Source organism: Citrobacter sp. CK194 (assembly GCF_030333395.1).
GTDB lineage: Bacteria > Pseudomonadota > Gammaproteobacteria > Enterobacterales > Enterobacteriaceae > Citrobacter_B > Citrobacter_B koseri.
In genome coordinates this window covers 257,941-282,188 of sequence record NZ_JAOWGA010000012.1, presented here as the reverse complement: position 1 = coordinate 282,188, position 24,248 = coordinate 257,941, and the positions used below count along the sequence as shown (strand labels likewise).

Sequence of the window (24,248 nt, the reverse complement as noted above, 5' to 3'; positions counted from 1 at the left end):
TTTAAGATTAATAATTGGCCGAAGCCGTTGGGTTTGAGTCTGTGTTTGAGGAGGTAAATTGACTGCTATGCTGAGGTGATCCTGCCAGAGATACGCGCGCGTAAAGTAAGGTAAATAAGTGAGTGGTTATATGTGGGCTTAAGCGGTCAGGAGTGTCAGTGAGTGGTTTTTCCGACGGAGGGATGCGGTCATTTATGTGATTGAGATCACTAATTAAAATCCAGCATTTCTTTTTCGTCGATCGTGAACGGAGAATCATTCGTGCTGATATCGTCCCAACCAGTACGAATTCGGTAAAGTTTTCCCTTTCCAGGCCGAAAATTCTGGTATCTGTCTAGCGGAAAGAGAAAACATGTTAAAACGAATCAAGATTGTGACCAGCTTGCTGCTGGTCCTGGCAATATTTGGCCTTTTACAACTCACCTCAGGCGGTTTGTTCTTTAACTCATTGAAGAATGACAAAGAGAACTTCACCGTTCTGCAAACCATTCGTCAGCAACAGTCCACGCTGAACGCCAGCTGGGTTGCGCTGCTGCAAACGCGAAACACCCTGAACCGGGCGGGTATCCGTTACATGATGGATCAGAACAATATTGGCAGCGGCGCGACCGTTACCGATCTGATGCAAATTGCGACGACCTCTCTGAAACTGGCGGAAAAACACTGGGCTGAGTACGAGGCGTTGCCTCGCGATCCGCGCCAGAGTGAAACGGCGGCAGTGGAGATCAAGCGTAACTACGATATCTACCATAATGCGCTGGCGGAGCTGATCCAGCTGTTGGGCGCAGGTAAGATCAACGACTTCTTCGATCAGCCCACTCAGGGTTATCAGGACGGTTTTGAGAAGCAGTATGTTAACTACATGCAGCAGAACGATCGTCTGTATGACATTGCGGTAGAAGATAATAACCGTTCATACAGCCAGGCGATGTGGGTACTGGCGAGCGTGTTAATCGTTGTGCTGCTGGTGATCGTCGCCGTCTGGTTCGGCATTAAGCTCTCCCTGATCGCGCCGATGAACCGTCTGATCGAAAGTATTCGTCATATTGCGAACGGCGATCTGGTGAAACGCATTGATGTGGAAGGCTCTAACGAAATGGGACAACTGGCGCAGAGCCTGCGTCATATGCAGGGCGAGCTGGTTCGTACCGTCGGTGATGTGCGTAACGGCGCGAATGCGATTTACAGCGGCGCCAGCGAAATCGCGATGGGCAACAACGATCTCTCTTCCCGTACTGAACAGCAGGCCGCCTCTCTGGAAGAGACCGCCGCCAGCATGGAAGAGCTGACCGCTACGGTGAAACAGAACGCCGAGAACGCGCGTCAGGCCAGCCATCTGGCATTGAGCGCGTCTGAAACCGCGCAGAAAGGCGGTAAAGTGGTGGATAACGTCGTGCAAACGATGCGTGATATTGCTTCCAGCTCGCAGAAAATTGCCGACATCATCAGTGTGATCGACGGTATTGCTTTCCAGACCAACATCCTGGCGCTGAACGCGGCGGTAGAAGCGGCGCGTGCGGGCGAACAGGGTCGTGGTTTTGCCGTGGTAGCGGGTGAAGTTCGTAACCTGGCGCAACGCAGTGCGCAGGCGGCGCGTGAGATCAAGAGCCTGATTGAAGACTCCGTCAGCCGTGTGGATGTGGGCTCAACGCTGGTCGAAAGCGCCGGTGAAACGATGGATGAAATCGTGAACGCGGTGACGCGTGTGACCGATATCATGGGGGAAATCGCCTCGGCATCTGATGAGCAAAGCCGTGGTATCGACCAGGTTGGCCTGGCGGTAGCGGAGATGGATCGCGTTACCCAGCAGAACGCCTCGCTGGTGGAAGAGTCTGCCGCCGCCGCTGCCGCGCTGGAAGAGCAGGCCAGCCGCTTGACGCAGGCTGTTGCCGTATTCCGCATTCAGCAGGAACAGCAGCGTGCGCGTGATGCCGCAGCGGTGAAACCGGCTTCTGCGTCTGTACTGCCGCGTAAAGCAGCCGTCGCGGATAGCGGTGATAACTGGGAAACCTTCTAAGCCGTCATGCCGGATGGCGCTGGCGCTTATCCGGCCTACGGGTAGGGAGCTGCTGTGATGCCGGATGAATCCGGCATACGGTATGGATGCGGTGCTATGTAGGCCCGATAAGGCGACAGCCGCCATCGGGCGCTTCAGACCAGCCTCAGGCGCATGGCGCAGCGTGATTCATACGCCAGACCGTGCGCCGCTTCTTCCTCTCGCTTTTGACGTAACCCTGGCGACAGGTTCTCATCATCCAGAACCTCAAATCCCATTCGCGCATAGAGCGGCGCATTCCACGCCACGTCCCGAAAGGTGGTAAGCGTCAGCGCATCAAAACCGCTGCTGCGCGCCTGCTCCGCGACGTACGCAATCAGTTGACGGCCAATGCCTTTTCCCTGCCATTCACACAGCAGAGACACCTCGGCGATAAACAGCGATGAATCCAGCGCTTCGGCCAGTAAAAAACCGACAGGACGCTCATCGGCCAGCGCCAGCCAGCTCAATCCTTTTGCGGTGTGTTCCCGGTGTTGTTCAACTGAAATAACAGGGCCGTCGGCTATCCATGCCAGCGCAGGCACGTCCCGAAAGCGTTGACCCGCAGAGCGTTCAATGGCGGGCATGACGGTGATATCAGCCAGCGTGGTAGGGCGAAAAGTCATCTTCATGCGCGGGAGTATAGCGTGGATTGCTCAGACCCGATAAACGTTGTGTTATCGGGCCTGTACTAAGGATTAGCCTTCGGCATTCACCACTTTAATCTCAACCATCCCGATACCGAGCTTACGCGGGGAGTGGCCGAGAATATTGCCTTCATTGGTCGATACCGGGTCGGGCGGCACAATCACCAGCGTACTGGCATTTGACGGGTTATCAAAATGCAGCGTTGTTGTGGTGACTTCGTTCTCTAACACCAGCGTCTGTTCTTCCTTGCCTACGCGAACAGGAATAGGGCGATTAGCATTCGCGCCAAAGGCTTTGGCGGTGATCACCAGATCGAATTTCTTCGGTAACGGCGTGTTGTATTCAATCTTCACCTCATCACCCAGTTGCGCATTAGACCAGCGCCCCCACGATTCCGGTCGTGAAATACCGCTGAACTGCTTCACCTCTTCCGGCGCGCCAGCCACGTTAAAGATAAAACTGTCGGCTTTATAACGAATGTCGTTATCGACGATCTTCAACGTATCAACGTTGCCTTTGTAACGTTCCATATCGATAACCGTATCTTTAAACGCCGTTTTGCCTTTCCACTGTGCTTTATCGACGTGCTGGACGCTTTGTTGCCCGCCCAGTTGCCCTTGTGAAACGCACCAGTCGGTGGAGAGCGCCAGCTCCGGCGCCCACAGCTGCGCCATTTTGTAGCAGCGATCGACCCAGACGAAGTTATCGCGCGGGGCAAAATTAGCCAGCTGGAAACGCAGCGGGGCGGAGTATTCACTTTCCGGCAGCGGTTCGACGCGCTTATCCGACACCCGCAACAGCAGCGGCAGGCGGAAGTGGCTTCCTGAGAAAGCGATCATGTCTTTATCCCGATCGACGGTAAAATCCTTCATCTCTTTCGGGAAGTTCCACAGGCGAATAATGTCCGGCTTCATCGCCAGGATTTTCTCTTTGCTGTTCAGGAAGACTTCCGACAGCGACTGACCGGAGAGGCTGCTGCGCCCCAGGCCGATAAAGTTATCCCCGCCCAGAATATCCAGCACGGTCGCGCCGTTATCCATCGTGTTGCGTTTCACCGCCAGCGTATCCTGCTGAGGCTGGTCGCCGCGCAGCACGAAAAACAGGTTGTTGCGATCCTGTTTGTTCAGGTACTTCCACGCGGTGTTGTTCATCGCCAGATGGTCGGAGGAAACCACGATGACGGTATTTTTAAACCACGGCGATGCTTTGATTTTATTGATAAATTCGGCAATGTTCTCCTGGCTGCAACTGACGGCGCTAAAGGACTGGTTCGGCTTACCGTCGAAGTCGTAACGCTTGCGGTTACAGGTGCGTGAGATAAACCCGTCCGGGTGGTGAGTATCCACCGTCAGCGTAAACAGCGAGAAACGCTGGCCGGAGCGAGAGAGTTCTTCAAACTTTTTCCATGCCTCGTCGAGCACCGTATCGTCGTAAAAGCCCCAGTCGTTACGGTAGCTCGGGTCTGCCACCACGGTTTTTAACTCTTCCGCACCATACAGGTGGTCGAAACCGTGGGATTTGAGGAACACGTCTTTTCCGGCGAAACGCAGATTTGCGCCCTGCACAAAATAGTTCTGATAGCCGGAGTTTTTCAGGATATCGCCCAGACAGATATTCTGCGGGAAGAAGCTGGATACGGAAGCCGACGCGTTGCCTTCAAACGGCGCAAACAGCGGGATGCCGCACTGCGAGGCGACCATTCCGGCGATGGTGTAATCTGTGCCCGGCAATTGCATGGTGTGGCTGAAATCCAGCCCTTCGTTTTTCAGCGCGCCGAGTTCCGGCGTGAGATCCGGGAAGGCATCGTTATCAAAATAGGTGCGCTCCAGGCTTTCACCGTAGATATAGACCAGGTTGAGCTGCGGATTCGGGATCGTTTTCGACGGCTCTTTGTAATAAGCCGGGAAGTCCGGGTCGCCATCGCGCGACTGGGATTTGACCAGTTCGGAGATCTGGCGAAATGCCGGGCTGGCATCCACCGATCCCAGCGCCAGTAAGAGCGCCAACAGGCTGTAGCCGAAATGGTGAGGATGGTGGCGACGCCTGCGCAGAACCCAGCCTAACGTGCCAAATACGGCGGCCAGCGCAAGTACGATGCCGGCGCCGGGCAGAATATATTTGCTGACGCCGGCACCCGTCAGGCTGTTGGTCAGCGTGTAGAGAACCGCATCGTTAATGCCGTCACCGGTAAAGTAATCACTGGCATAGAGCGTAATATTTAAGACAACAAAAAGCCCAAGTACCGCTAAAATGGCGGCAAACCACCAGGTGTTGCGACCCGCTTTCCACGCATAAATCAGCACGGACGCGAGAAACAGGGCGATGGAAAGTAACTCAGACAACTGATGATCCTCAATAAACCTGCATTCGGCAGGCGGCGTAATCTCTTTTCAGGACATACAATGTAATGGCGATGTCATATTGCTGCAATTATGGTGACATTAAAATGTGCAGTGATTAAGAATTGGTTTAGAACCTGGCTTTTTTGATCGTCGTCACTTCCCGTGATGCGGGGAAGGCGAGACAGAGAGAAGTAGAAAGAGAGAGGTCAGGCCGCGCTCAACGCTAAACGGTTGAAACGCGGCATGTTGGCGCATCAGGAAATGAAGTTCATCCCCTGTTTTAACACCAGGTCGCAGGCTTTGGTTTTCACTTTTTCCGCCAGCGGCGTGCTGCCAATGTTATCCAGGCTAAGCTGTTCGCCGTTTTGGGTATTCAGCAGACCCTGAATGCCATCCAGATAATTGGTGTCCTGCTTCTGTTCGGTGGCGCCGAGACCCAGTTTATCCAGCACCTGGTTTTTAACGTTTTCCGCATCGGTAACGGAAGTCAGTTTCTGTTTCGCGCAATACTGCAAAATACCTGCCGCGTTGTTCATGTTATCAGCGCTTAATGCCTGATTGCCGCCATTCAGCAGGCTGGTCAGAGAAGACAGCGACATGCCGCCCTGCTGTGAAGAGCTGCTTTGTTTGCTCAGTTCGCTGGCGGCGCTGGAGAGAGAATCCTGCCAGGACGCGGCGAAGGCGCTGGTGGCGATAAACGCGCTGGCGGCAACCGCGCAGCACAGAAGACGTTTTGTGGTTTTCATCGTTATGACTCGTGTGTGTGTACCTTTCGTCGCAGTATAGCGCTTGCCTGGGTCGGAATGGTCTTAATACTCTTTGCCGGTGACGCGGCTACGGTAGCTTTCCCAGTTGAAGATCACCCACAGACTGTTTCCCAGACGCATACGATCCATTACGCGCTCGCCAAGGAGTTTGGTCATCTCATCCATATTGCTGTTGGTTAACATCCCGGTAGGGCGTTTGGATGATGAACGGCGATCGACGATCTGGTTAATGATCACTTTTTCATAGCGGGATTCGGTCTGCATGCCGATCTCGTCGATCACCAGCAGATCCACATTGCTGAGATCGTTGAGCAACTGCTCTTCGCTGGTTTCGCGATTGCTAAAGGTGCCTTTCATCGCGGACATAATATCGGCGACGGTAATGATCAAAACCGATTTTCCGCGCAGCAGCAGTTCATTGCAGATTGCCGCCGCGAGATGGTTTTTCCCGGTGCCGGGTTTGCCCGAAAAGATAAAGCTGGCGATGTTGCCGTCGAACTCTTCGACGTACTGCCGCGCTTTGCTCAGCGCGTTCATCTGCCCGTCGTTCTCAACACGATAGTTATCAAACGAGCAGTTTTGATGCAGCGGACGGATGCCGGAACGGTTGAACGTGCGCTGCATTTTCATCGCCCGGTTTTCACGCGCCAGCGCTGCCGCACGCATTTCGCCTTGCTCTTTCTGCCATGCCAGCAGTTCTTCGCCCGTTTTGAATGCAGGCTCAACATTTGCTGGCATCATTTTTTGCAGACGTTTCATCAGGTCGCCAACGTTTTTCATCGTTACCCTCGAAAACCAGGTGGAATATGGTCGTCAGGTTCGCTGACGTTGTTCACATCACGTTTCGGCATACCGCCGTTACTGGCCCGGCTGATTTGCACGCTGCGCGCCAGTTTTTGCTGCCACTGGATGTGGTGAAAAATCTTACCTTCCGCTTGCCAGTAAGCCACAAACGAGGCCAGCTCTTCGGCGGTGACGGGTTCCCTTAGCGCGACGCCCCACAGCGCGGCCTGCCGCTGGAAGTCAGCATCCGGCTGCCAGTCTGCGTACATGGCGAATTTCCCCAGCGGAACGGCCACAGGCGCGGCCTGGGAGTCTTCGTAGAGTTGAGCATCCAGTGTGACATCGCTTCCCGGGTGCGATAACTTTTCCTCCAGTGCCAGCAGTTCCGCCAGACGTGCCGGCGTCACGGCATAAAACGCGGGCGCGTTATTGGCGAAGACCGCCACCGCGCCGCTTGCCGATTTTGCCAGCACCGCGTTGTGATCGTGTAATAAGGCGTCAATACCGATGACGTCCGGGGTCAAAATTCTGGAAGACATAATGTTTCTCAACAGGGAACCACAACCGAGAAGGAATACTGTTTTTATAGTAACACACAGACGGGAGATATCGGCAGGGTGAGGGAAAGCGGCCTCACCCTGCCTGAGCGCAGGGAGAAAAGCATCACACCCGTGGGCGTTTGCGATACAGCCACAGACCGGGAACGGAAAGCCCGATGGAAAGCGCGCCGACAATAGAGGAGGCTTTCAGGAAATTGGTCAGCAAAGTGATCATCAACGGTTCGCTGTAGCCAAAGTGGCTGATTTTAACGGCGGAGATCATTGCCGTATAGGCGGATATCCCCGGAAACATCGGGATGACTGCCGCGACGGTAAAGACTTTGGGGTGCGCCAGATACCAGCGCGACCACTGAATGCCGATGCTCCCTACCAGCAGCGAGGCCATAAATGTCGACCATTCGATATTAAACCCGGCGGTCATCATTACCATGCGTGAGCCGTGGCCCAGCGCGCCGAGCAACGCACACCAGGGGAGCGCCCGGTGCGGCACGTTGAACACCATCGCAAAGCCCACTGCCGGGATTGCGGAGAGGATCATGTCCTGCATCAGCGCCAGAAGAAAATCGATTACACCCATCCGCGTAGCCCCCACAGCGTCATCGACATCACCACGCCGACGCACGTCGCCAGCGTTAACAGACTGGCAATCGCCCAGCGCGCCAGACCGGTATTAATGTGGCCCTTAAACATATCCGCGACGGAATTAATCAGCGGAAACCCCGGCACCAGCAGTAAGACGCTGGCGGCCATGGCGATGGTCGGGGTATGGCTGAAAGTGGGCAAGCGAAGCAAAAGGCCGGAAATGGTGGTGGCGACAAAAGCGGTGATGCAAAAGTTGATTTGTGGGTGTAAATGCCGGTGCGCCAGCATCTGGCGAATATACATCGCCACCATGCTGGCGAAAAAGGTGATCACCGCGCCATCCCATCCGCCGTTATTCAGTTTGCAGAAACAGGCGCAGGAAAGCCCGACCATCAGCGACACCAGCCACCGCGGGTAGCGCAACGGTCTGAGCTGGCTAAAGCGCTTCTCTACGCCTTTTATATCCAGCAAATTATGTTCGGCCAGGATGACAATATGCTGCACCTCCGTGACAACGTGCATATTAATGCCGCGATCCTGGTTCTTACGTGTCGATGTCAGACACTGCCCATCTTTAATGGTGGTGAGAACGATAGCGTTGGAGGAGATGGCGCTTTCCACGCTGTCCATCCCTAACGCCAGCCCCAGGCGGGTGGAGAGTTCATCAACCAGCGCGCTCTCCGCGCCGTGTTGCAGTAAAAAAAGCCCGCATTGAATACATAACCGTGTAACCGTTCGCTGTAACGACTGCTCTGTTTGCATGACTCGCCCTGACTGAAAAGACGCGTTGCGTACCATCTGAATGACGAAAGTCTTCTTTGTATCATGAAGCCCGACCCTTTTGGCTCTGGCTAAGATCAATTTTGTGATGAAAAAAGAGGCAGGATGCCAGACAATCAGTCGCTGAATGTTATAATTGCAGTATATTGAATGCCTTACGTCGGAAGTGAATGACAGGGAATGAAGTATCGTCTGTAACCTCTGAAATTAATGAGACGATATTCTTTTCTTGTGCTTCCTGAAAGCATAACTATCTGATGCGAAACATAGCGTGAGTTTATTAAATTCCCCTTGCATATGTTAGAAATGCTAATGATCTAATTTAGTTAATTTAATTGTACCGCAATTATTTTTAGCGGTAATTATGCAATAATAGTTTGGTGATTTTATACTATGCGGATCATTGTATAGAGTCGTTATTGCTATAACATTTCAAATAAAAGCCAAGGATAAACAATTCACTTCGTCTATTACCACGTCTGTTTTTCTCATTAATTATATTATTTATTAATGAGTGAACAGGAGGGGAGACCTGTGGATATGGAGGAGATATGTTGCCAGGATGCCGCAAAAACATAATTATTATCAGTAAAATACCTGTTATACAGACGGGGTTAAAAGAGGTGGTGCAGGGCCATTTCCCTGCTTATGAACTGATGTACTGCCGTTCCGTAGAAGAACTGACATTAATGCAGCTGCGCCGCTCCGATGTAGTGATTACGGATTTAACGGGAGAATGTAAACATCCCCGCGCTGTCTGCGAGCAATTTTACGCTTTATTATCTCAATACCATGATATTCACTGGATATTTCTTGTTTCCCGTGCGTTTTACTCACAGGCGATTGAGCTTCTGATGAGCCCCTTCAGTACGTTGCTGTCTGACGTTGAACCGGTTGAGAATCTGGTAAACGTGATTGAAGCAGGCAATGCCCATACGGACAGGATCAGTAAGACGCTGCTATCTCCCGCTCTGCCAGACGTCTCGAGTTTTGGCCATCGTCCGGTTGTTCTTACGCTGTCGGAACGGAAAGTGTTACGGCTTCTGGGTAAGGGTTGGGGGATTAATCAGATAGCGATGTTGCTTAAGAAGAGTAATAAAACGATTAGCGCGCAGAAAAACAGTGCGATGCGGCGTCTGTCAATACACAGCAATGCTGAGATGTATGCCTGGATAAACAGTTCTCAGGGAGCAAGAGAATTGAATTTACCTTCAGTTTATGGAGATGCTACTGAATGGAAAACAGAATTGCCAAGGGAAATGTCGCACTCATAGAGAAGTGCGTAATGAGCAGTATTGGAATGAAGAGTTTATTTGACGCGTTTCCTGATTGCCAATATAAACTTCATATTTTTCCAACTCAATCTGCTTTCCAGAAAGCGATGTTAAGTACTCCCTTTTCCGTCGTTATTTTTTCACTTTCTGCGATGCGGGAAGATCGCCGGATGGGGCTGGCTTATCTGGCGGAACTGGCTGTGAATTTTCCTCGTGTGCGCCGACTGGTCATCGCGGATGATGATGCGGAAGCCCGGTTAATTGATTCGCTGTCGCCTTCGCCGTTAGATGGGGTCTTAAGTAAAGCGTCGTCACTGGCCAGTTTGCAGGAAAAGCTCTTTTTATTATTGAACAGTAAGCGAGAGGTGACGGAACACACTCTGAACCTCTGGTATCTCAATCAGAGTCGAATGATAAGCCCCACTGAGCGTGAAATTCTGCGTTTTATGTCGAATGGTTATTCGATGCCACAGATAGCCGTCCAGCTGGAACGCAATATCAAGACGATTCGCGCCCATAAATTTAATGTGATGTCTAAACTGGGCGTCAGCTCAGATGCCGGATTGCTTGATGCGGCGGATATCCTGCTGTCTCTGCGCGCCGAAAAGCCGGGTCGCTTATCCGCGTAATTCTGTAGTCGCTCTGTATTTACAGGTTGCTTGTGCCGGGTTTATCGCCCGGGCACAAATAGCATCACTGGCACACATCAATCCAGGTTGCTGAAGTGAGTTCTGCCATTCTGTCGGGGGAAATTCGGACTGCACTGTGCGTTGCCCCTGCTGCTGGTAAGACTTCAGCATAATGTTTTAATGAGACGTCGCAATAGACGGGCAGAGGCGTTTCCAGCCCGAAAGGGCAGACACCGCCGACCGGGTGCCCTGTGGCGATCACTACTTCATCGCTGCTGAGCATTCGCGCTTTTGCGCCAAACGTGCTCTTGAGTTTCTTATTGTCCAGGCGAGCATCGCCTTTGGCGACAACCAGAATAATGTCGTCTTTCACCTTAAGCGAAAGCGTTTTCGCTATCTGTCCTGGCGCGACATTGTGCGCTTTCGCTGCCAGTTCCACCGTCGCCGTACTCTGATTTAATTCGATGATTTCAATATCCGGGGCACGTTCGGCCAGAAACTGCCGTACCGATTGCAGACTCATTCTTTTCTCCTGACGCTGTATTAGCAGTCCTGTTTTTCAGAAAACCGCGTGGCGTAATTTGTCATAAGGAAAGCGGCACTGTAAATAATTTATGTAATAAACCAGCAGCATGAGCGATTTTTCGATCGTCTTCACATTCACAGAAACCGGTTACAGTAACCGGTTGCAGTCCGGCGGGCGGGGATTAATACTGAACCTGTCACTTCCTCTGTATCACATAATAAGAGCCATTTATGAAACTTCATTCTCTCTGCTGTATCGCTGGTGTTCTCCCCGGCGCGGTCGCGAAAAGTAGTAATGGACCCTTACACGGCGGTGCTGCTGCCAGCACGTCTATGTTGTTTTGACTGACAGGAGAACGCTATGTCTACCAACCATGCTGTGTTTAATGTGATTTTTCGGTTTGTCGAAAACTACGTAAGTCCCGTTGCCGGACGTATTTCCTCACAACGTCATGTTATGGCTATTCGTGATGGCTTCATTTCGGCAATGCCGTTTATGATTGTCGGCTCCTTCCTGCTGGTTTTCGCCTATCCTCCTTTCTCACCGGACACCACCTGGGGATTTGCCCGTGGCTGGCTGGCGCTGGCGAAACAGTTTGAAAGCCAGATTTTGACGCCGTTTGATATGACGATGGGGATCATGTCCATCTATATCTGTGCGGCCATTGCCTATAACCTGGGCAAACACTATGTTAAATCGCATCAGTTAGATCCGTTTATGTGCGCCATGCTCTCGATCATGGCCTTCTTGCTGGTTGCCGCGCCGAAAACAAACGGCACTATGCCAGTTGACAGCCTGGGCGGAACGGGGATTTTTACCGCGATTCTGGTGGCGATTTACTGTGTTGAAATGATGCGCTTCCTGAAGGCGCATAACATTGGCATTCGCCTGCCCGACCAGGTGCCGCCGATGATCAAGAACTCCTTCGATCTGCTGATTCCGGTGCTGGTGGTGGTTCTGACCTTGTATCCGCTGAGCCTGGCGGTCCAGTCGCAGTTCGATATGCTGATCCCACAGGCGATCATGGCGATCTTTAAACCGCTGGTTTCCGCTGCGGATTCGTTGCCCGCTATTTTGCTGGCGGTGCTGATTGGGCATCTGCTGTGGTTTGCGGGGATTCACGGAGCGGCGATTGTCTCCGGGATGCTGCAAATGTTCTGGCTGACCAATCTCGGTATGAACCAGACCGCGTTGGCGCAGGGGGCGCCGTTGCCGCACATTTTCATGGAAGCCTTCTGGACTTTCTTCATCGTCATTGGCGGTTCTGGCGCTACGATGGGGCTGGTGATTTGTTATTTACGCAGCCGTTCCGTACATTTGCGCTCTATTGGCCGCTTAAGCGTCGTGCCGAGTATCTTTAATATCAACGAACCGGTTATTTTCGGGACGCCGATTGTGATGAACCCGGTGTTCTTTATCCCGTTCCTGCTGGCGCCAATGGTGAACGCCGTGCTGGCGTGGGCGGCGATGAAGCTGGATCTGATTGGGCGGGTGATTTCCGTGGTGCCGTGGACTGCGCCCGCACCGGTTGGCGCTGCGTGGGCACTGGGCTGGGACTACCGTGCGGCGATCCTGGTGGTCATACTGGCGCTGGTGTCCGCCATCATATACTTCCCGTTCTTTAAGGTTTATGAGAAGCAGCTTCTGGCGCAAGAGGCAGAAGAGGCCGGGCGTGCAGAAGAGGAGAGTCAGCAGATGGCCTGACGTGTTGAACAAGGCGCTGCGGCGCCTTGTTTATTTCAGCGTACAGTCACCGCATTGCTGAACGTCTGGCAACCGGTAGCGTTGACAGCAGGTTCGGCGCACCAGCAGACCTTCACGAGGGACGACGGTACGCCACAGCGGGTTATCCTGACCGCTGGAAAGTTGCTTTTCGAAGAAGCAGCTCTGGCGCAGCGTTGCCAGCAAGGCTTCGCCAAGTAGCGGTTTCATTTCGGTCAGATACCAGTTGATCAGATACCCGGTGTTACTCCAGATAAGCTTACCGTTAATATCGCCGGTTGATTCCAGTGCCTGAACGACCGGCATCAGCGCAGAGACGATCAGCGTTTCCATTCTCTGTTGAGGAGAATGCGCGGTTGCCCGCTCGTCCTGATGCACATCAACCCAAAAACAGGCTGCGCGTCCGGTTTCGTGAAACTCAACGTGCATGTGCTCGGGCGAAACGTCAATGGCCCTTTCCTGGGTGAGCAGGGCAAGCATCAGAGGCGGTACCATCAGACCGATATACCATTGCGCCCAAAGTGAAATGAGCGGCTTATTTTCGCGTGGTTGCGTCGGTTGATGACGATAAATATGGTCGGAATAGATAGCCAGCAGGGAGCGCATCGTACCCGGTCGAGCCCACTGCGCCAGCGTCATGGCACCCGTTGGGTGCGGTTCGTCCAGCCGAATAAAATCAAGCAGATGTTCGCGCGTCCGGGTTATCGTTTCATGCACGGCTTCAGCCAGCGAGGGCATCTCAGGCTGGAGATGGGCTCGCCAGGTGACATCTTCAATGATCGGTGCGGAACGGTAAGGCATAGCGCTGTATATAAGGATAGTAATCTAAATGATAATGATTGCTAATCCTAATGATAGCGATAGTCGATGGCAAGCGCTTTGTCGTGACGCTGTGCGCGGTAGCACGATGATATCGCCCTGTGTCAGACCGTACGCAGTTCGTCACTCGCAAGAATGTTGTTGCGCCCCAGGTTTTTGGCTTCATACAGCGCTTTATCCGCCTTGACGATTGCAGCCTCCATGTCCTGACCCAGTAGCGGCGCGATGCCAACGCTGATGGTGACATTGGTCGCCACGCTGACATTAAACATATGTGGGATTTTGAGATCGTAGACCTTCTGGCGAATACGTTCGGCGGTCGTGCGCGCCTCCTGTGGATCGGTCGCGGTCAGCAGGACCATAAACTCTTCGCCGCCAAAACGGGTGACAATATCCCGGGAACGGACAGCGTCACGAATCGCGGCTGAAACGCGAATGAGAGCCTGGTCGCCCATCATGTGCCCATAGTGATCGTTATAAGCTTTGAAGTGATCGATATCCAGCAGCAATACGTAGTGTTCTTCGTGCGTTTCCAGAGCAAGGAGCGTATTCAGCTTATTTTGCAGGCCGCGGCGATTATACAGGCCAGTCAAAGGATCGAGCATACTCAGCCCGTTCAGCGTTTCTCTCTCTTCCAGCAGTTTGTACATCAGCTGTTGAGCGAAATCGTCATAGCGTTTTTGAATAACATGCTGGATGGCAATGCCCGCCATCGGGAGCGCCATGAGATAAATAATCCGTATGCCGTGTTCGCTGCCATTAAGCCACAGGCAGGCCAGAACGGAAGGCAATGAATGGAACGTAAACGCAATGATATTATTAGCAAAGGCGATGGAGCCAATAAATAACACGCAGAGAAGGGCGATGAGTAGAAAAGTATAATCGCTATGGTTCATAGCATTATATTTCAGTGTGATATGCCAGGCCCACAATATGCCTGATATAACAGAAATAAAGGGGATATTAATCTTTTTATGCGTATATTTTCCGTGCCATATCAGAAGTAACGTACTTGCAACAAAGAGCAGTATTGCCGGGACTGAGACAGCCCTGACCTCATAAAGAGGAAAGACAAGCGTAAACAGCCCGGACACCGCATTGAGAAACAGAAAAAGGCGTAAAGAGAATTGATATTTTTTGGTGCGTAGCGCGCGCCAGGATTGAGCTGTCATATCTGAATGTCGTTATTTATCTATGAATTACGCTGGTTGGGGCCAAAATGAAAAATAACGTGCGGGAAAAAGCCCGCATAAATAAACGTTTTTATTGTTTGTAAGTTAACCACTGCCCAATCTATCACCTTGCTGAATTCATGTCATCAATTGTTAAGACAATCTCATACAAGGAAGTGTGACGAACTGCTGACAAATGAGAAATTTTATCATATGCTATTGGTTATCATTATCGGTATCAGAGGTAAAGCCATGTTGCAGCGTACACTGGGCAGTGGATGGGGGATATTGTTGCCGGGTATTTTTATTACCGGACTGGCGTTTGCCGGCCTCTCCATTGACGCATGGAAGGTACTGATTGTATTAGGATTACTGCTGACTTCGTTGATGCTGTATCACAAACGCTTACGGCATTTCGTCCTGCTGCCGTCATGTGTCGCGCTGATCAGCGGCATGGTGCTGGTTATGATGAATTTGAATCAGGGATGAACAAACAAGGCGTAAAACAGAGAAGGGAAATAAGATAATTGGTGCGAGGGGGGGGACTTGAACCCCCACGTCCGTAAGGACACTAACACCTGAAGCTAGCGCGTCTACCAATTCCGCCACCTTCGCACAGTCATCTTACTTTTTTGATATCGCCTCGTTGGTGCGAGGGGGGGGACTTGAACCCCCACGTCCGTAAGAACACTAACACCTGAAGCTAGCGCGTCTACCAATTCCGCCACCTTCGCCCAGTGCGAGCAATATCAACGTGGTTTTGGTGCGAGGGGGGGGACTTGAACCCCCACGTCCGTAAGGACACTAACACCTGAAGCTAGCGCGTCTACCAATTCCGCCACCTTCGCATACCATCGATTCTTAAAAAGAATCGCTACCACGGAGGCGCATTCTAGTGGTTTTCAGCTTTTCGTCAATAGTTAATTACGCAGGATGGATTGATTGCTGCAAAAATGGGCGCTAACCGTAGGCCGGATAAGCGAAGTGCCATCCGGCATCCGCAAACCATGCCGGATGGCGGTGCAGGCACCTTATCCGGCCTGCGATGACCACTCTACTTCTTCGCCTGGCGTGTCATCACCGTGCGGTAAACTTTAAAGCGCCCGGTTTGCGCAATCACTTCGTGGAAGCCAAACGTTTCATCCAGCACTTTCGGGTAGGGCAGGAAGGCGTTAGCCACGATGCGCAGCTCACCGCCGCTGTTGAGGTGGCGAACCGCGCCGCGAATCAGCGTTTGCGCGGCATCCAGGCTGGTTTGTATTCCATCGTGGAACGGCGGGTTAGAGATGATCATATCAAAACGCCCTTTTACGTCAGAAAAGACGTTACTGGCGAACACCTCACCCTCAACGCCGTTTGCCGCAAGCGTTGCGCGACTGGCCTCAACGGCAGGCGCGGAAACATCACACAGGGTTAAACGCACTTTTGGCGAGTGGCTGGCTAAGGCCGCAGAGAGCACGCCTGCGCCGCAACCGACATCCAGCACTTTGCCTTTGGTATGTGGCGTCAGCGTGGAAAGCAGCAACTGGCTGCCGACATCCAGACCGTCGCGGCTGAAAACGCCGGGCAGCGTTTTGATGGTCAGATCGTTAATGCGGTACTCGCCCCAGTATTTTTCCGCATCAAAGACGGGCTGTTTTTCCAGACGGCCATGATACAGCCCGCAGCGGCGTGCGCTGTCGATTTTGTTCAGCGGCGCGTAGTCGGCCAGCATTTGCTCTGCGCTGCGAACGCCGCTACGGTTTTCGCCCACCACGAAGATGTCGGTGCCGAGCGGCAGCAGCGACAGGATATTCATCAACTGGAACTGGGCTTCAGGTTTATTTTTCGGCCAGTAGTAGATCAGCGTGTCGCAGTCCGCGACGTCGTCAGCGTGGGCGACCAGGCTAAAGCGCGCCTTCTCGCCCATCAGCTGGCTTAACAGCTGCCAGTGGTGGAATTGTTGCGTATGCACGCGGCTGGCGGCGCTTTCGAAGCGGGCTGGCAGGTCATCCTGCAAATCTCCGGCAAACAGAATACGGCTTTGTTCGAAATCATCACTGTGGCGCAGCAAGACTTCACTTGCCGGGGTAAAAGCAGACATGAAAGGTTCCTCTATTGTTCCTGGCGGCGATTATAGTTGTTTGTTGGCGCAGTTTCGACGAATTTGCTATATTTGCGCCCCTGACAGACAGGAGCGTTTCGCTATGACATCCCGACGAGACTGGCAATTACAGCAACTGGGCATTACCCAGTGGTCGCTGCGTCGCCCTGGCGCGCTACAGGGGGAAATCGCGATTTCCCTTCCGGCGCACGTTCGTCTGGTGGTCGTGGCGGAAGAATTACCGGCGCTGACCGAACCCTTGATGAGCGATATTTTGCGCGCATTGACCGTCAGTCCCGACCAGGTATTACCGTTGACGCCTGACCGCGTCGCCATGCTGCCGGAAGGCAGCCGGTGCAACAGCTGGCGGCTGGGTACTGAAGAGCCTTTGCTGCTGGAAGGCGCTCAGGTGACAAGTCCTGCGTTTAATGAATTACGGGCAAACCCAACGGCACGCGCCGCACTATGGCAACAAATTTGCGCATATGAACACGATTTCTTCCCTCAATCCGACTGATTTACCTGCTGCGTTTCTGATTGAAAAACGCGCCCATGCGTTTCCGTGGAGTGAAAAAACCTTTGCCAGCAATCAGGGCGAACGTTACCTCAACTATCAACTGACGGTCGGCGGAAAGATGGCGGCGTTCGCGATTACGCAGGTGGTGCTGGATGAGGCGACGCTGTTCAATATTGCGGTCGACCCGGATTTTCAGCGTCGGGGGCTGGGGCGAGAACTGCTGGAACATCTGATTGATGAACTGGAAAAACGCGGCGTCCTGACGTTATGGCTGGAGGTGCGCGCCTCAAATGCCGCCGCCATCGCACTCTATGAAAGTTTAGGTTTTAATGAGGCAACGGTGCGCCGTAATTACTACCCGACGGCTGACGGGCGTGAGGACGCGATAATCATGGCATTGCCAATCAGTATGTAAGACAAGGTGGAATGATGAAGTGGGACTGGATTTTCTTTGATGCCGACGAAACGCTGTTTACGTTTGACTCGTTTACCGGCTTGCAGCGGATGTTTCTCGACTATAGCGTCACCTTTACCGCTGAAGATTTTCAGGACTACCAGGCTGTCAATAAACCGCTGTGGGTGGATTATCAGAACGGCGCTATCACTTCGCTTCAGCTTCAGCGCCAGCGCTTTGTCGGCTGGGGCGAGCAGCTGAACGTCCCACCTGAAGAGTTAAATGATGCGTTTATGAATGCTATGGCGGAGATTTGCGCACCGCTGCCGGGTGCGGTTTCGCTGGTTAACGCCCTGCACGGTAAGGTGAAGATGGGCATCATCACCAACGGATTCACCTCATTGCAGCAAATTCGCCTTGAACGAACAGGGCTTCGCGATCGTTTTGATCTGCTGGTTATTTCTGAAGAAGTGGGCGTGGCGAAGCCCGATCCGCGCATCTTTGATTACGCGCTGGAGCAGGCGGGCAGCCCTGACCGCTCTCGCGTGTTAATGGTCGGCGATACCGCAGAGTCTGATATTCTCGGCGGCATTAACGCCGGGCTTTCCACCTGCTGGCTGAATGCGCACCATCGCGAGCAGCCTGCGGGCATTGAACCGACCTGGACCGTGGCGTCATTAAGCGAACTGGAGCAACTCCTGTGTAAACACTGATTGCCTCCCCCCCGTTGATGGGTAAAATAGCCGCAATTTTTCGTATTCAACATGCGTGGTCAGACGCCGCGCTTACTCAAGAAGATTGAACTATGACGTTGTCTCCTTATTTGCAAGAGGTGGCTAAGCGCCGCACTTTTGCCATTATTTCTCACCCGGATGCCGGTAAAACCACTATCACTGAGAAGGTATTGTTGTTCGGACAGGCTATCCAGACTGCCGGGACGGTAAAAGGCCGTGGCTCCAGCCAGCATGCAAAATCTGACTGGATGGAAATGGAAAAGCAGCGTGGTATTTCTATTACCACGTCGGTAATGCAGTTCCCGTATCATGATTGCCTGGTCAACCTGCTGGACACCCCCGGGCACGAAGACTTCTCGGAAGATACCTACCGCACGCTGACGGCGGTGGACTGCTGTCTGATGGTGATTGACGCGGCAAAAGGCGTCGAAGATCGTACCCGTAAGCTGATGGAAGTAACCCGCCTGCGCGATACGCCGATCCTCACCTTTATGAACAAACTCGACCGTGACATCCGCGACCCGATGGAGCTGCTGGATGAAGTTGAGAACGAGCTGAAAATCGGCTGTGCGCCGATCACCTGGCCGATTGGCTGCGGTAAGTTGTTCAAAGGCGTCTATCACCTTTATAAAGACGAAACTTACCTGTACCAGACCGGTAAAGGCCACACCATCCAGGAAGTGCGCATTGTAAAAGGTCTGGATAACCCGGAACTTGACGCTGCCGTAGGGGAAGACCTGGCGCAGCAGCTGCGCGACGAGCTGGAACTGGTGCAGGGCGCATCCAACGAGTTCGACCATGAGCTGTTCCTGGCTGGTGAAATCACCCCGGTCTTCTTTGGTACAGCGCTGGGTAACTTCGGCGTTGACCATATGCTGGATGGCCTGGTGGAGTGGGCGCCTGCGCCGATGCCGCGCCAGACCGATACCCGTACGGTAGAAGCGAAAGAAGAGAAGTTCACCGGTTTCGTGTTTAAGATTCAGGCCAATATGGACCCAAAACACCGCGACCGCGTGGCGTTTATGCGAGTGGTCTCCGGTAAGTACGAGAAAGGCATGAAAATGCGCCAGGTACGTATCGGCAAAGACGTGGTGATTTCTGATGCGCTGACCTTTATGGCGGGCGACCGTTCTCACGTTGAAGAGGCGTATCCGGGCGATATTCTGGGCCTGCACAACCACGGCACCATTCAGATCGGCGACACCTTCACTCAGGGCGAAATGATGAAGTTCACCGGTATTCCGAACTTCGCGCCGGAGCTGTTCCGTCGTATCCGCCTGAAAGATCCGCTGAAGCAAAAACAGCTGCTGAAAGGGCTGGTTCAGCTGTCTGAAGAAGGCGCGGTACAGGTGTTCCGTCCGATCGCCAACAACGATCTGATCGTGGGCGCCGTCGGTGTGTTGCAGTTTGACGTGGTGGTTGCCCGTCTGAAGAGCGAATACAACGTTGAGGCTATCTATGAGTCCGTCAACGTCGCCACCGCACGCTGGGTTGAATGTACTGACGCGAAGAAATTTGAAGAGTTCAAGCGTAAGAACGAAGTACAACTGGCGCTGGATGGCGGTGATAACCTCACTTATATCGCACCAACAATGGTGAACCTGAACCTGACGCAGGAACGCTACCCTGACGTTCAGTTCCGTAAAACGCGCGAACACTAATTGTCCCTCCAGGGCGCGTCATCCGGCGCGCCCTGTTACTTTCCCTGCCTTTTTAACCGCTTGCGGAATGTTCTTAAATCCCTCAGTTTTTCTTATGGTTGCTTGTTTTTTAAGCGTATCAGCAAGCGATTTTGCGATTGTGATCTATATTTAACAAAGTGATGACATAAATGACGACTTTTAACACTGTTCAATGCGTGAATACTGGTTGTTAAGGCCGTCATTTATCTTGTCTGCGATATTAATAACTGAATAAAGATGGGATTAGCGCCGCGATTCTGCATAAGTATGTTGATTGTGACGGCTGCCATCCATACAGGAATGAATCGATGACGACGACAAGACTGAAGATTTCTAAAACTCTCCTGGCCGTAATGTTGACCTCCGCTGTCGCGACCGGTTCTGCATTTGCGGAAACCTCTACGCTGGATAAGGCACAGTCCAGCGCAGAAAGCGCGGGACAGAAAGTCGATAGCTCTATGAATAAAGTCGGTAACTTCATGGATGACAGCGCCATCACCGCAAAAGTGAAAGCGGCGTTGGTGGATCATGAAAGTATTAAGAGCACCGATATCTCGGTCAAAACCGATAACAAAGTGGTGACATTAAGCGGCTTTGTTGAAAGCCAGGCTCAGGCTGAAGAAGCCGTGAAAGTGGCGGAAGGCGTTGAGGGTGTGACCTCCGTCAGCGACAAACTGCATGTTCGCGACAGCAAGTCCGGCACGATGAAAGGCTATGCCGGGGATACGGCCACTACCAGCGAGATCAAAGCGAAACTGTTGGCGGATGACATCGTGCCTTCCCGCAAAGTGAAAGTCGAAACCACCGACGGCGTGGTGCAGCTCTCAGGAACCGTAGATTCTCAGGCGCAAATCGACCGTGCTGAAAGTATCGTAAAAGCGGTTGATGGTGTGAAAAGCGTCAAAAATGACCTGAAAACTCAGTAATTCGTCTTAATTCGCCCTCCCGACGTTTGTCGGGAGGCGCAATGTACACCACACTAAAAATATCGCGAATGAGCAACCTGAACGCTCATATCAAGCGGTCGACATTAACTATGGTAAAGGAGAAGCTTATGTTTCGTTGGGGCATTATATTTCTGGTTATCGCGTTAATTGCCGCCGCTCTGGGTTTTGGTGGACTGGCAGGCACCGCGGCTAGCGCAGCGAAAATTGTCTTCGTCGTCGGGATTGTCCTGTTCCTGATCAGCCTGTTTATGGGCCGTAAACGACCCTAGCACGTCACCTGTAATACCCATGATTCATGCTAAGCCAGTCCATCGGACTGGCTTTTACGGTTTTAGCTATCGCGAATTTGCGTTACTTTGTCATTCTATAAAATAAAACACAGGAAGGCAGAGGTGGGGCAGCGAATACCCGTGACGCTCGGCAATATTGCGCCATTATCATTAAACGCGTTCCGACCAGGCCGAATGGCTCTGGTGTGCGAGGGCGGAGGGCAGCGGGGAATCTTTACCGCTGGCGTGCTGGATGAGTTTATGCGCGCGAAGTTCAATCCATTCGACCTCTACCTCGGCACCTCTGCCGGGGCGCAAAACCTTTCTGCCTATCTCTGTAACCAGCCCGGCTATGGGCGCAAAGTTATTATGCGTTACACCACGAAGCGGGAGTTCTTCGACCCGGTGCGTTTTGTTCGCGGGGGGAACCTGATCGATCTCGACTGGCTGGTGGACGCGACATCCGGGCAGATGCCGCTGGCGATGGACACCGCCGCGCGTCTGTTCGATAGCGGAAAATCCTTCTATATGTGCGCCTGTCGTGGGGATGACTACACGGCGAACTATTTCTCGCCGACGAAGCAAAACTGGCTCGATATTATTCGTGCGACCAGCGCGATTCCGGGGTTCTACCGTACAGGCGTGGCGCTGGATGGCATCAATTATCTGGACGGCGGGATCAGCGATGCGATCCCGGTACAGGAGGCGGCAAAGCGTGGCGCGAAAACGATTGTGGTGATCCGCACGGTGCCTTCGCAAATGTACTATACGCCGCAGTGGTTTAAGCGCATGGAGCGCTGGCTGGGGGAGAGCAGTTTGCAGCCGTTGGTGAATCTGGTACAGCACCACGAAACCAGCTATAGCGCCATTCAGCGTTTTATTGAGAAGCCGCCGGGTAAGCTGCGTATCATTGAAATTTACCCGCCGAAACCGCTGCAAAGCATGGCGTTGGGCAGCCGTCTTCCTGCGCTGCGCGAAGATTACAAAATTGGACGCCTGTGCGGGCGCTATTTTCTGGCGACGGTGGGGAAACTGCTGACGGAGAAACCGCCGCTCTCCCGCCACACGCCGAAGATTGTCATTCCTGGCCCGGTGGTGGTGCCTCCGGCGGCGGTGGCCAACGATATGCATGTAGCAACGGTCAGCGGCGCAGCGCAGGCCAACGACACTACCTTCAATAATGAGGATCTGGCGTGAGTTGCCGATTTATCGACACGCATTGTCATTTTGATTTTCCGCCTTTCACCGGCGATGAAGCGGCCAGCATTCAGCGTGCCGCTGACGCGGGGGTCGGCAAAATCATTGTTCCGGCGACGGCTGCGGCCTGTTTTTCACGCGTGCTGGCGCTGGCGGAACGCTTCCCGCCGTTGTTCGCGGCGCTGGGGCTGCACCCTGTGTTTATTGAGCAGCACGCAGATGACAGTCTGGATCGCCTGCAACAGGCGCTGGATCAACGCCCGCAGAAAGTCGTGGCGGTAGGGGAGATCGGGCTGGATCTTTACCGCGATAATCCTCAGTTCGATGAGCAAGAACGGCTCCTGGAGGCGCAGCTTAAACTGGCGAAACGCTACGATCTGCCGGTGATCCTTCACTCGCGTCGCACCCATGACAAGCTGGCAATGCATCTCAAACGCCACGCCCTGGCGCGAACCGGGGTGGTACACGGTTTTTCCGGCAGCCTACAACAGGCGGAACGCTTTGTTCAGTTAGGCTACAAAATTGGCGTTGGCGGCACGATTACTTATCCGCGCGCCAGTAAAACGCGTGATGTGATGGCGCAACTACCGCTGGACGCATTGCTGCTGGAGACCGACGCGCCGGATATGCCGCTAAATGGTTTTCAGGGGCAGCCAAACCGCCCGGAACAGGCGGCACGGGTATTCAGCGAGCTGTGCGCGCTACGCGATGAACCCTCTGAGGTGATAGCCGAAACGCTGTATCGCAATACGGCGGCGTTATTTCGTCTCTGATTGCCGGATGCGACGCAAAAGCGTCTTACCCGGCCTACGGGCCGACATCATTTGTGGGCCGGATAAGGCGGCCAACGGGTCGACATCATTTGTAGGCCGGATAAGGCGCAGCCGCCATCCGGCGATTCATAAATATAAAGCAGGGAAAATCAGGTTATGCACCCCGTGCGCCCATAATGCGTTTGCCAGCTGTTGCACGTCGTCAGGCGTTGCGCCCGGCCACGCTTTTGCTTCGCCATACACCCCATGCGCATGGAAAGCGTTTAACCGGACGGGAATATCGCCCAGACGGGAGACAAACGCGGCCAGCGGCGCTATCTGTTGCAGGTAATCCACCTGACCAGGAATCACCAGTAGCCGTAGCTCGGCCAGCTTGCCATGCTCCGCCAATATCCTGATGCTGTGCTTGATCTGCGCGTTATCCCGCCCGGTAAGACGCTGATGGCAGGCGCTATCCCAGGCTTTTAGATCGAGCATCGCGCCATCACAAACGGGCAGCAGTTTCTGCCAGCCTGTTTCGCTCAACAGGCCATTGCTGTCGACCAGACACGTCAGCGTACACAGCTGCGGGTCAGCCTTGATCGCGGCAAACAGCGCGCAAATAAACGGTAACTGGGTGGTGGCTTCGCCCCCGCTGACGGTGATGCCTTCAATAAATGGCGATGCCTTACGGATATGGCCCAGCACTTCATCGACGCTCATCGTCTGCGCCATCGGCGTGGCCTGCTGCGGGCACATCCGTAAACAGGTATCGCACTGCTCGCAGACGTCAGCCTGCCACACCACTTTCCCCGCGCTGAAGCCCAGCGCCTGATGAGGGCACTGGGGAACGCACTCACCGCAGTCGTTGCAGCGCCCGATCGTCCACGGATTATGGCAATTCTTACAGCGCAGATTGCACCCTTGTAAGAACAGAGCCAGACGACTGCCGGGGCCGTCCACGCAGGAGAACGGTATGATTTTACTGACTAAACACTTCATCCTTCGAACTGCCTCTTTGTTGGCTGCACTTA

25 protein-coding genes and 3 tRNA genes are annotated in these 24,248 nt (G+C 53.3%); 13 read left to right on the top strand and 15 right to left on the bottom strand.

The genetic code is table 11. From position 1 onward, the window contains the following. Positions 1–352: 352 nt before the first annotated feature. Positions 353–2,017: a methyl-accepting chemotaxis protein gene (tsr, locus tag OGX80_RS02010; protein WP_012134223.1), complete on the top strand. Its 1,665-nt coding sequence runs from the start codon at positions 353–355 to the stop codon at positions 2,015–2,017. Positions 2,018–2,151: 134 nt separating this feature from the next. Here tsr and OGX80_RS02005 read toward each other — a convergent pair whose 3' ends face one another. From OGX80_RS02005 to OGX80_RS01975, 7 genes are all read right to left on the bottom strand, one after another. Beyond that, the gene (locus tag OGX80_RS02005; protein ID WP_115182029.1) at positions 2,152–2,667 is read right to left on the bottom strand and encodes a GNAT family N-acetyltransferase; all 516 of its coding nucleotides are present in this window, start codon (positions 2,665–2,667) and stop codon (positions 2,152–2,154) included. Positions 2,668–2,733: 66 nt separating this feature from the next. Continuing rightward, positions 2,734–5,025, bottom strand: a complete 2,292-nt coding sequence (gene opgB, locus OGX80_RS02000; protein ID WP_115182028.1) for a phosphatidylglycerol--membrane-oligosaccharide glycerophosphotransferase — start codon at positions 5,023–5,025, stop codon at positions 2,734–2,736. 254 nt (positions 5,026–5,279) lie between these two features. Beyond that, complete coding sequence (locus tag OGX80_RS01995) at positions 5,280–5,771, bottom strand: YjjA family protein (RefSeq protein ID WP_104867807.1); 492 nt, start codon at positions 5,769–5,771, stop codon at positions 5,280–5,282. 63 nt (positions 5,772–5,834) lie between these two features. Beyond that, entirely contained in the window at positions 5,835–6,572 is a 738-nt protein-coding gene (gene dnaC, locus OGX80_RS01990; protein ID WP_049008305.1) for a replicative helicase loader DnaC, read from the bottom strand. Between the two features lie 2 nt (positions 6,573–6,574). After that, positions 6,575–7,114, bottom strand: a complete 540-nt coding sequence (gene dnaT / locus OGX80_RS01985; RefSeq protein WP_115182027.1) for a primosomal protein DnaT — start codon at positions 7,112–7,114, stop codon at positions 6,575–6,577. 124 nt (positions 7,115–7,238) lie between these two features. Continuing rightward, on the bottom strand, positions 7,239–7,712 hold the full coding sequence (locus OGX80_RS01980) for a threonine/serine exporter (RefSeq protein ID WP_012134217.1): 474 nt from the start codon (positions 7,710–7,712) through the stop codon (positions 7,239–7,241). Then, complete coding sequence (locus OGX80_RS01975) at positions 7,703–8,479, bottom strand: threonine/serine exporter family protein (RefSeq protein ID WP_024130740.1); 777 nt, start codon at positions 8,477–8,479, stop codon at positions 7,703–7,705. The genes OGX80_RS01980 and OGX80_RS01975 overlap by 10 nt, the downstream gene beginning before the upstream one ends. A gap of 569 nt (positions 8,480–9,048) precedes the next feature. On the opposite strand from OGX80_RS01975, the gene OGX80_RS01970 reads away from it, so the two are divergent. After that, positions 9,049–9,771, top strand: a complete 723-nt coding sequence (locus tag OGX80_RS01970; protein ID WP_058668534.1) for a LuxR C-terminal-related transcriptional regulator — start codon at positions 9,049–9,051, stop codon at positions 9,769–9,771. Beyond that, positions 9,732–10,400 carry a DNA-binding transcriptional activator BglJ gene (gene bglJ, locus OGX80_RS01965; RefSeq protein ID WP_049008312.1) on the top strand — a complete coding sequence of 223 codons (669 nt, stop codon included), beginning with the start codon at positions 9,732–9,734 and terminating at the stop codon, positions 10,398–10,400. Before OGX80_RS01970 ends, bglJ begins: the two co-directional genes overlap by 40 nt. Before the next feature lie 64 nt (positions 10,401–10,464). Here bglJ and OGX80_RS01960 read toward each other — a convergent pair whose 3' ends face one another. Further along, complete coding sequence (locus OGX80_RS01960; RefSeq protein WP_012134213.1) at positions 10,465–10,923, bottom strand: YbaK/EbsC family protein; 459 nt, start codon at positions 10,921–10,923, stop codon at positions 10,465–10,467. A gap of 363 nt (positions 10,924–11,286) precedes the next feature. Here OGX80_RS01960 and OGX80_RS01955 point away from each other — a divergent pair, with 363 nt between their 5' ends. Then, a complete protein-coding gene (locus OGX80_RS01955; protein ID WP_115182026.1) occupies positions 11,287–12,630 on the top strand; it encodes a PTS sugar transporter subunit IIC in 1,344 nt (447 codons plus the stop codon). 30 nt (positions 12,631–12,660) lie between these two features. Here the strand turns inward: OGX80_RS01955 and fhuF are convergent, their stop codons facing one another. Both fhuF and OGX80_RS01945 read right to left on the bottom strand, forming a co-directional pair. After that, complete coding sequence (gene fhuF / locus OGX80_RS01950) at positions 12,661–13,449, bottom strand: siderophore-iron reductase FhuF (protein ID WP_115182025.1); 789 nt, start codon at positions 13,447–13,449, stop codon at positions 12,661–12,663. A gap of 122 nt (positions 13,450–13,571) precedes the next feature. Then, positions 13,572–14,639 carry a GGDEF domain-containing protein gene (locus tag OGX80_RS01945; protein WP_012134209.1) on the bottom strand — a complete coding sequence of 356 codons (1,068 nt, stop codon included), beginning with the start codon at positions 14,637–14,639 and terminating at the stop codon, positions 13,572–13,574. A 252-nt stretch (positions 14,640–14,891) separates the two neighbouring features. Between OGX80_RS01945 and OGX80_RS01940 the strand changes: the two genes are divergently transcribed. Then, entirely contained in the window at positions 14,892–15,128 is a 237-nt protein-coding gene (locus tag OGX80_RS01940; RefSeq protein ID WP_080516675.1) for a DUF1435 domain-containing protein, read from the top strand. 39 nt (positions 15,129–15,167) lie between these two features. On the opposite strand, the gene OGX80_RS01935 is transcribed toward OGX80_RS01940, so the two are convergent. The 4 genes from OGX80_RS01935 to rsmC form a co-directional block, all read right to left on the bottom strand. After that, positions 15,168–15,254: transfer RNA gene (locus OGX80_RS01935), tRNA-Leu, on the bottom strand. Between the two features lie 32 nt (positions 15,255–15,286). Further along, a tRNA-Leu gene (locus OGX80_RS01930) sits at positions 15,287–15,373 on the bottom strand. 27 nt (positions 15,374–15,400) lie between these two features. Continuing rightward, positions 15,401–15,487: transfer RNA gene (locus OGX80_RS01925), tRNA-Leu, on the bottom strand. 206 nt (positions 15,488–15,693) lie between these two features. Beyond that, positions 15,694–16,722 carry a 16S rRNA (guanine(1207)-N(2))-methyltransferase RsmC gene (gene rsmC, locus OGX80_RS01920; RefSeq protein ID WP_047459087.1) on the bottom strand — a complete coding sequence of 343 codons (1,029 nt, stop codon included), beginning with the start codon at positions 16,720–16,722 and terminating at the stop codon, positions 15,694–15,696. Positions 16,723–16,825: 103 nt separating this feature from the next. Here rsmC and OGX80_RS01915 point away from each other — a divergent pair, with 103 nt between their 5' ends. The 8 genes from OGX80_RS01915 (at position 16,826) to OGX80_RS01880 (ending at position 23,235) form a co-directional block, all read left to right on the top strand. Then, the gene (locus OGX80_RS01915) at positions 16,826–17,239 is read left to right on the top strand and encodes a DNA polymerase III subunit psi (protein ID WP_024130737.1); all 414 of its coding nucleotides are present in this window, start codon (positions 16,826–16,828) and stop codon (positions 17,237–17,239) included. Next, positions 17,208–17,654 carry a ribosomal protein S18-alanine N-acetyltransferase gene (gene rimI / locus OGX80_RS01910; RefSeq protein WP_012134203.1) on the top strand — a complete coding sequence of 149 codons (447 nt, stop codon included), beginning with the start codon at positions 17,208–17,210 and terminating at the stop codon, positions 17,652–17,654. Before OGX80_RS01915 ends, rimI begins: the two co-directional genes overlap by 32 nt. A gap of 14 nt (positions 17,655–17,668) precedes the next feature. After that, positions 17,669–18,346 carry a pyrimidine 5'-nucleotidase gene (gene yjjG, locus OGX80_RS01905; RefSeq protein WP_024130736.1) on the top strand — a complete coding sequence of 226 codons (678 nt, stop codon included), beginning with the start codon at positions 17,669–17,671 and terminating at the stop codon, positions 18,344–18,346. Between the two features lie 92 nt (positions 18,347–18,438). Then, positions 18,439–20,028 (top strand): peptide chain release factor 3, encoded by a 1,590-nt coding sequence (gene prfC / locus OGX80_RS01900; RefSeq protein ID WP_012134201.1) that lies wholly within the window; start codon positions 18,439–18,441, stop codon positions 20,026–20,028. Positions 20,029–20,357: 329 nt separating this feature from the next. Continuing rightward, entirely contained in the window at positions 20,358–20,975 is a 618-nt protein-coding gene (gene osmY, locus OGX80_RS01895) for a molecular chaperone OsmY (protein ID WP_115182024.1), read from the top strand. Positions 20,976–21,103: 128 nt separating this feature from the next. Continuing rightward, on the top strand, positions 21,104–21,265 hold the full coding sequence (locus OGX80_RS01890; RefSeq protein WP_047459078.1) for a DUF1328 domain-containing protein: 162 nt from the start codon (positions 21,104–21,106) through the stop codon (positions 21,263–21,265). Positions 21,266–21,388: 123 nt separating this feature from the next. Further along, positions 21,389–22,462, top strand: a complete 1,074-nt coding sequence (locus tag OGX80_RS01885) for a patatin-like phospholipase family protein (protein WP_047459075.1) — start codon at positions 21,389–21,391, stop codon at positions 22,460–22,462. Next, positions 22,459–23,235 carry a metal-dependent hydrolase gene (locus OGX80_RS01880; RefSeq protein ID WP_115182023.1) on the top strand — a complete coding sequence of 259 codons (777 nt, stop codon included), beginning with the start codon at positions 22,459–22,461 and terminating at the stop codon, positions 23,233–23,235. Before OGX80_RS01885 ends, OGX80_RS01880 begins: the two co-directional genes overlap by 4 nt. 126 nt (positions 23,236–23,361) lie before the next feature. Here OGX80_RS01880 and OGX80_RS01875 read toward each other — a convergent pair whose 3' ends face one another. Then, positions 23,362–24,216, bottom strand: coding sequence for a YjjW family glycine radical enzyme activase (locus tag OGX80_RS01875; protein ID WP_115182022.1), 855 nt, complete (start codon positions 24,214–24,216; stop codon positions 23,362–23,364). Positions 24,217–24,248: the final 32 nt, after the last annotated feature.

Excerpts from the sequence above, each read along its gene's own strand:
- rsmC (WP_047459087.1), bottom strand. The coding sequence starts at position 16,722 with ATGTCTGCTTTTACCCCGGCAAGTGAAGTCTTGCTGCGCCACAGTGAT.
- yjjG (WP_024130736.1), top strand. The coding sequence starts at position 17,669 with ATGAAGTGGGACTGGATTTTCTTTGATGCCGACGAAACGCTGTTTACG.
- tsr (WP_012134223.1), top strand. The coding sequence starts at position 353 with ATGTTAAAACGAATCAAGATTGTGACCAGCTTGCTGCTGGTCCTGGCA.
- OGX80_RS01970 (WP_058668534.1), top strand. The coding sequence starts at position 9,049 with ATGTTGCCAGGATGCCGCAAAAACATAATTATTATCAGTAAAATACCT.
- OGX80_RS01890 (WP_047459078.1), top strand. The coding sequence starts at position 21,104 with ATGTTTCGTTGGGGCATTATATTTCTGGTTATCGCGTTAATTGCCGCC.
- dnaT (WP_115182027.1), bottom strand. The coding sequence starts at position 7,114 with ATGTCTTCCAGAATTTTGACCCCGGACGTCATCGGTATTGACGCCTTA.
- dnaC (WP_049008305.1), bottom strand. The coding sequence starts at position 6,572 with ATGAAAAACGTTGGCGACCTGATGAAACGTCTGCAAAAAATGATGCCA.
- OGX80_RS01915 (WP_024130737.1), top strand. The coding sequence starts at position 16,826 with ATGACATCCCGACGAGACTGGCAATTACAGCAACTGGGCATTACCCAG.
- OGX80_RS01980 (WP_012134217.1), bottom strand. The coding sequence starts at position 7,712 with ATGGGTGTAATCGATTTTCTTCTGGCGCTGATGCAGGACATGATCCTC.
- fhuF (WP_115182025.1), bottom strand. The coding sequence starts at position 13,449 with ATGCCTTACCGTTCCGCACCGATCATTGAAGATGTCACCTGGCGAGCC.
- bglJ (WP_049008312.1), top strand. The coding sequence starts at position 9,732 with ATGGAAAACAGAATTGCCAAGGGAAATGTCGCACTCATAGAGAAGTGC.
- OGX80_RS02005 (WP_115182029.1), bottom strand. The coding sequence starts at position 2,667 with ATGAAGATGACTTTTCGCCCTACCACGCTGGCTGATATCACCGTCATG.
- rimI (WP_012134203.1), top strand. The coding sequence starts at position 17,208 with ATGAACACGATTTCTTCCCTCAATCCGACTGATTTACCTGCTGCGTTT.
- OGX80_RS01995 (WP_104867807.1), bottom strand. The coding sequence starts at position 5,771 with ATGAAAACCACAAAACGTCTTCTGTGCTGCGCGGTTGCCGCCAGCGCG.
- OGX80_RS01875 (WP_115182022.1), bottom strand. The coding sequence starts at position 24,216 with ATGAAGTGTTTAGTCAGTAAAATCATACCGTTCTCCTGCGTGGACGGC.
- OGX80_RS01960 (WP_012134213.1), bottom strand. The coding sequence starts at position 10,923 with ATGAGTCTGCAATCGGTACGGCAGTTTCTGGCCGAACGTGCCCCGGAT.
- OGX80_RS01945 (WP_012134209.1), bottom strand. The coding sequence starts at position 14,639 with ATGACAGCTCAATCCTGGCGCGCGCTACGCACCAAAAAATATCAATTC.
- OGX80_RS01940 (WP_080516675.1), top strand. The coding sequence starts at position 14,892 with ATGTTGCAGCGTACACTGGGCAGTGGATGGGGGATATTGTTGCCGGGT.
- OGX80_RS01955 (WP_115182026.1), top strand. The coding sequence starts at position 11,287 with ATGTCTACCAACCATGCTGTGTTTAATGTGATTTTTCGGTTTGTCGAA.
- osmY (WP_115182024.1), top strand. The coding sequence starts at position 20,358 with ATGACGACGACAAGACTGAAGATTTCTAAAACTCTCCTGGCCGTAATG.
- OGX80_RS01975 (WP_024130740.1), bottom strand. The coding sequence starts at position 8,479 with ATGCAAACAGAGCAGTCGTTACAGCGAACGGTTACACGGTTATGTATT.
- prfC (WP_012134201.1), top strand. The coding sequence starts at position 18,439 with ATGACGTTGTCTCCTTATTTGCAAGAGGTGGCTAAGCGCCGCACTTTT.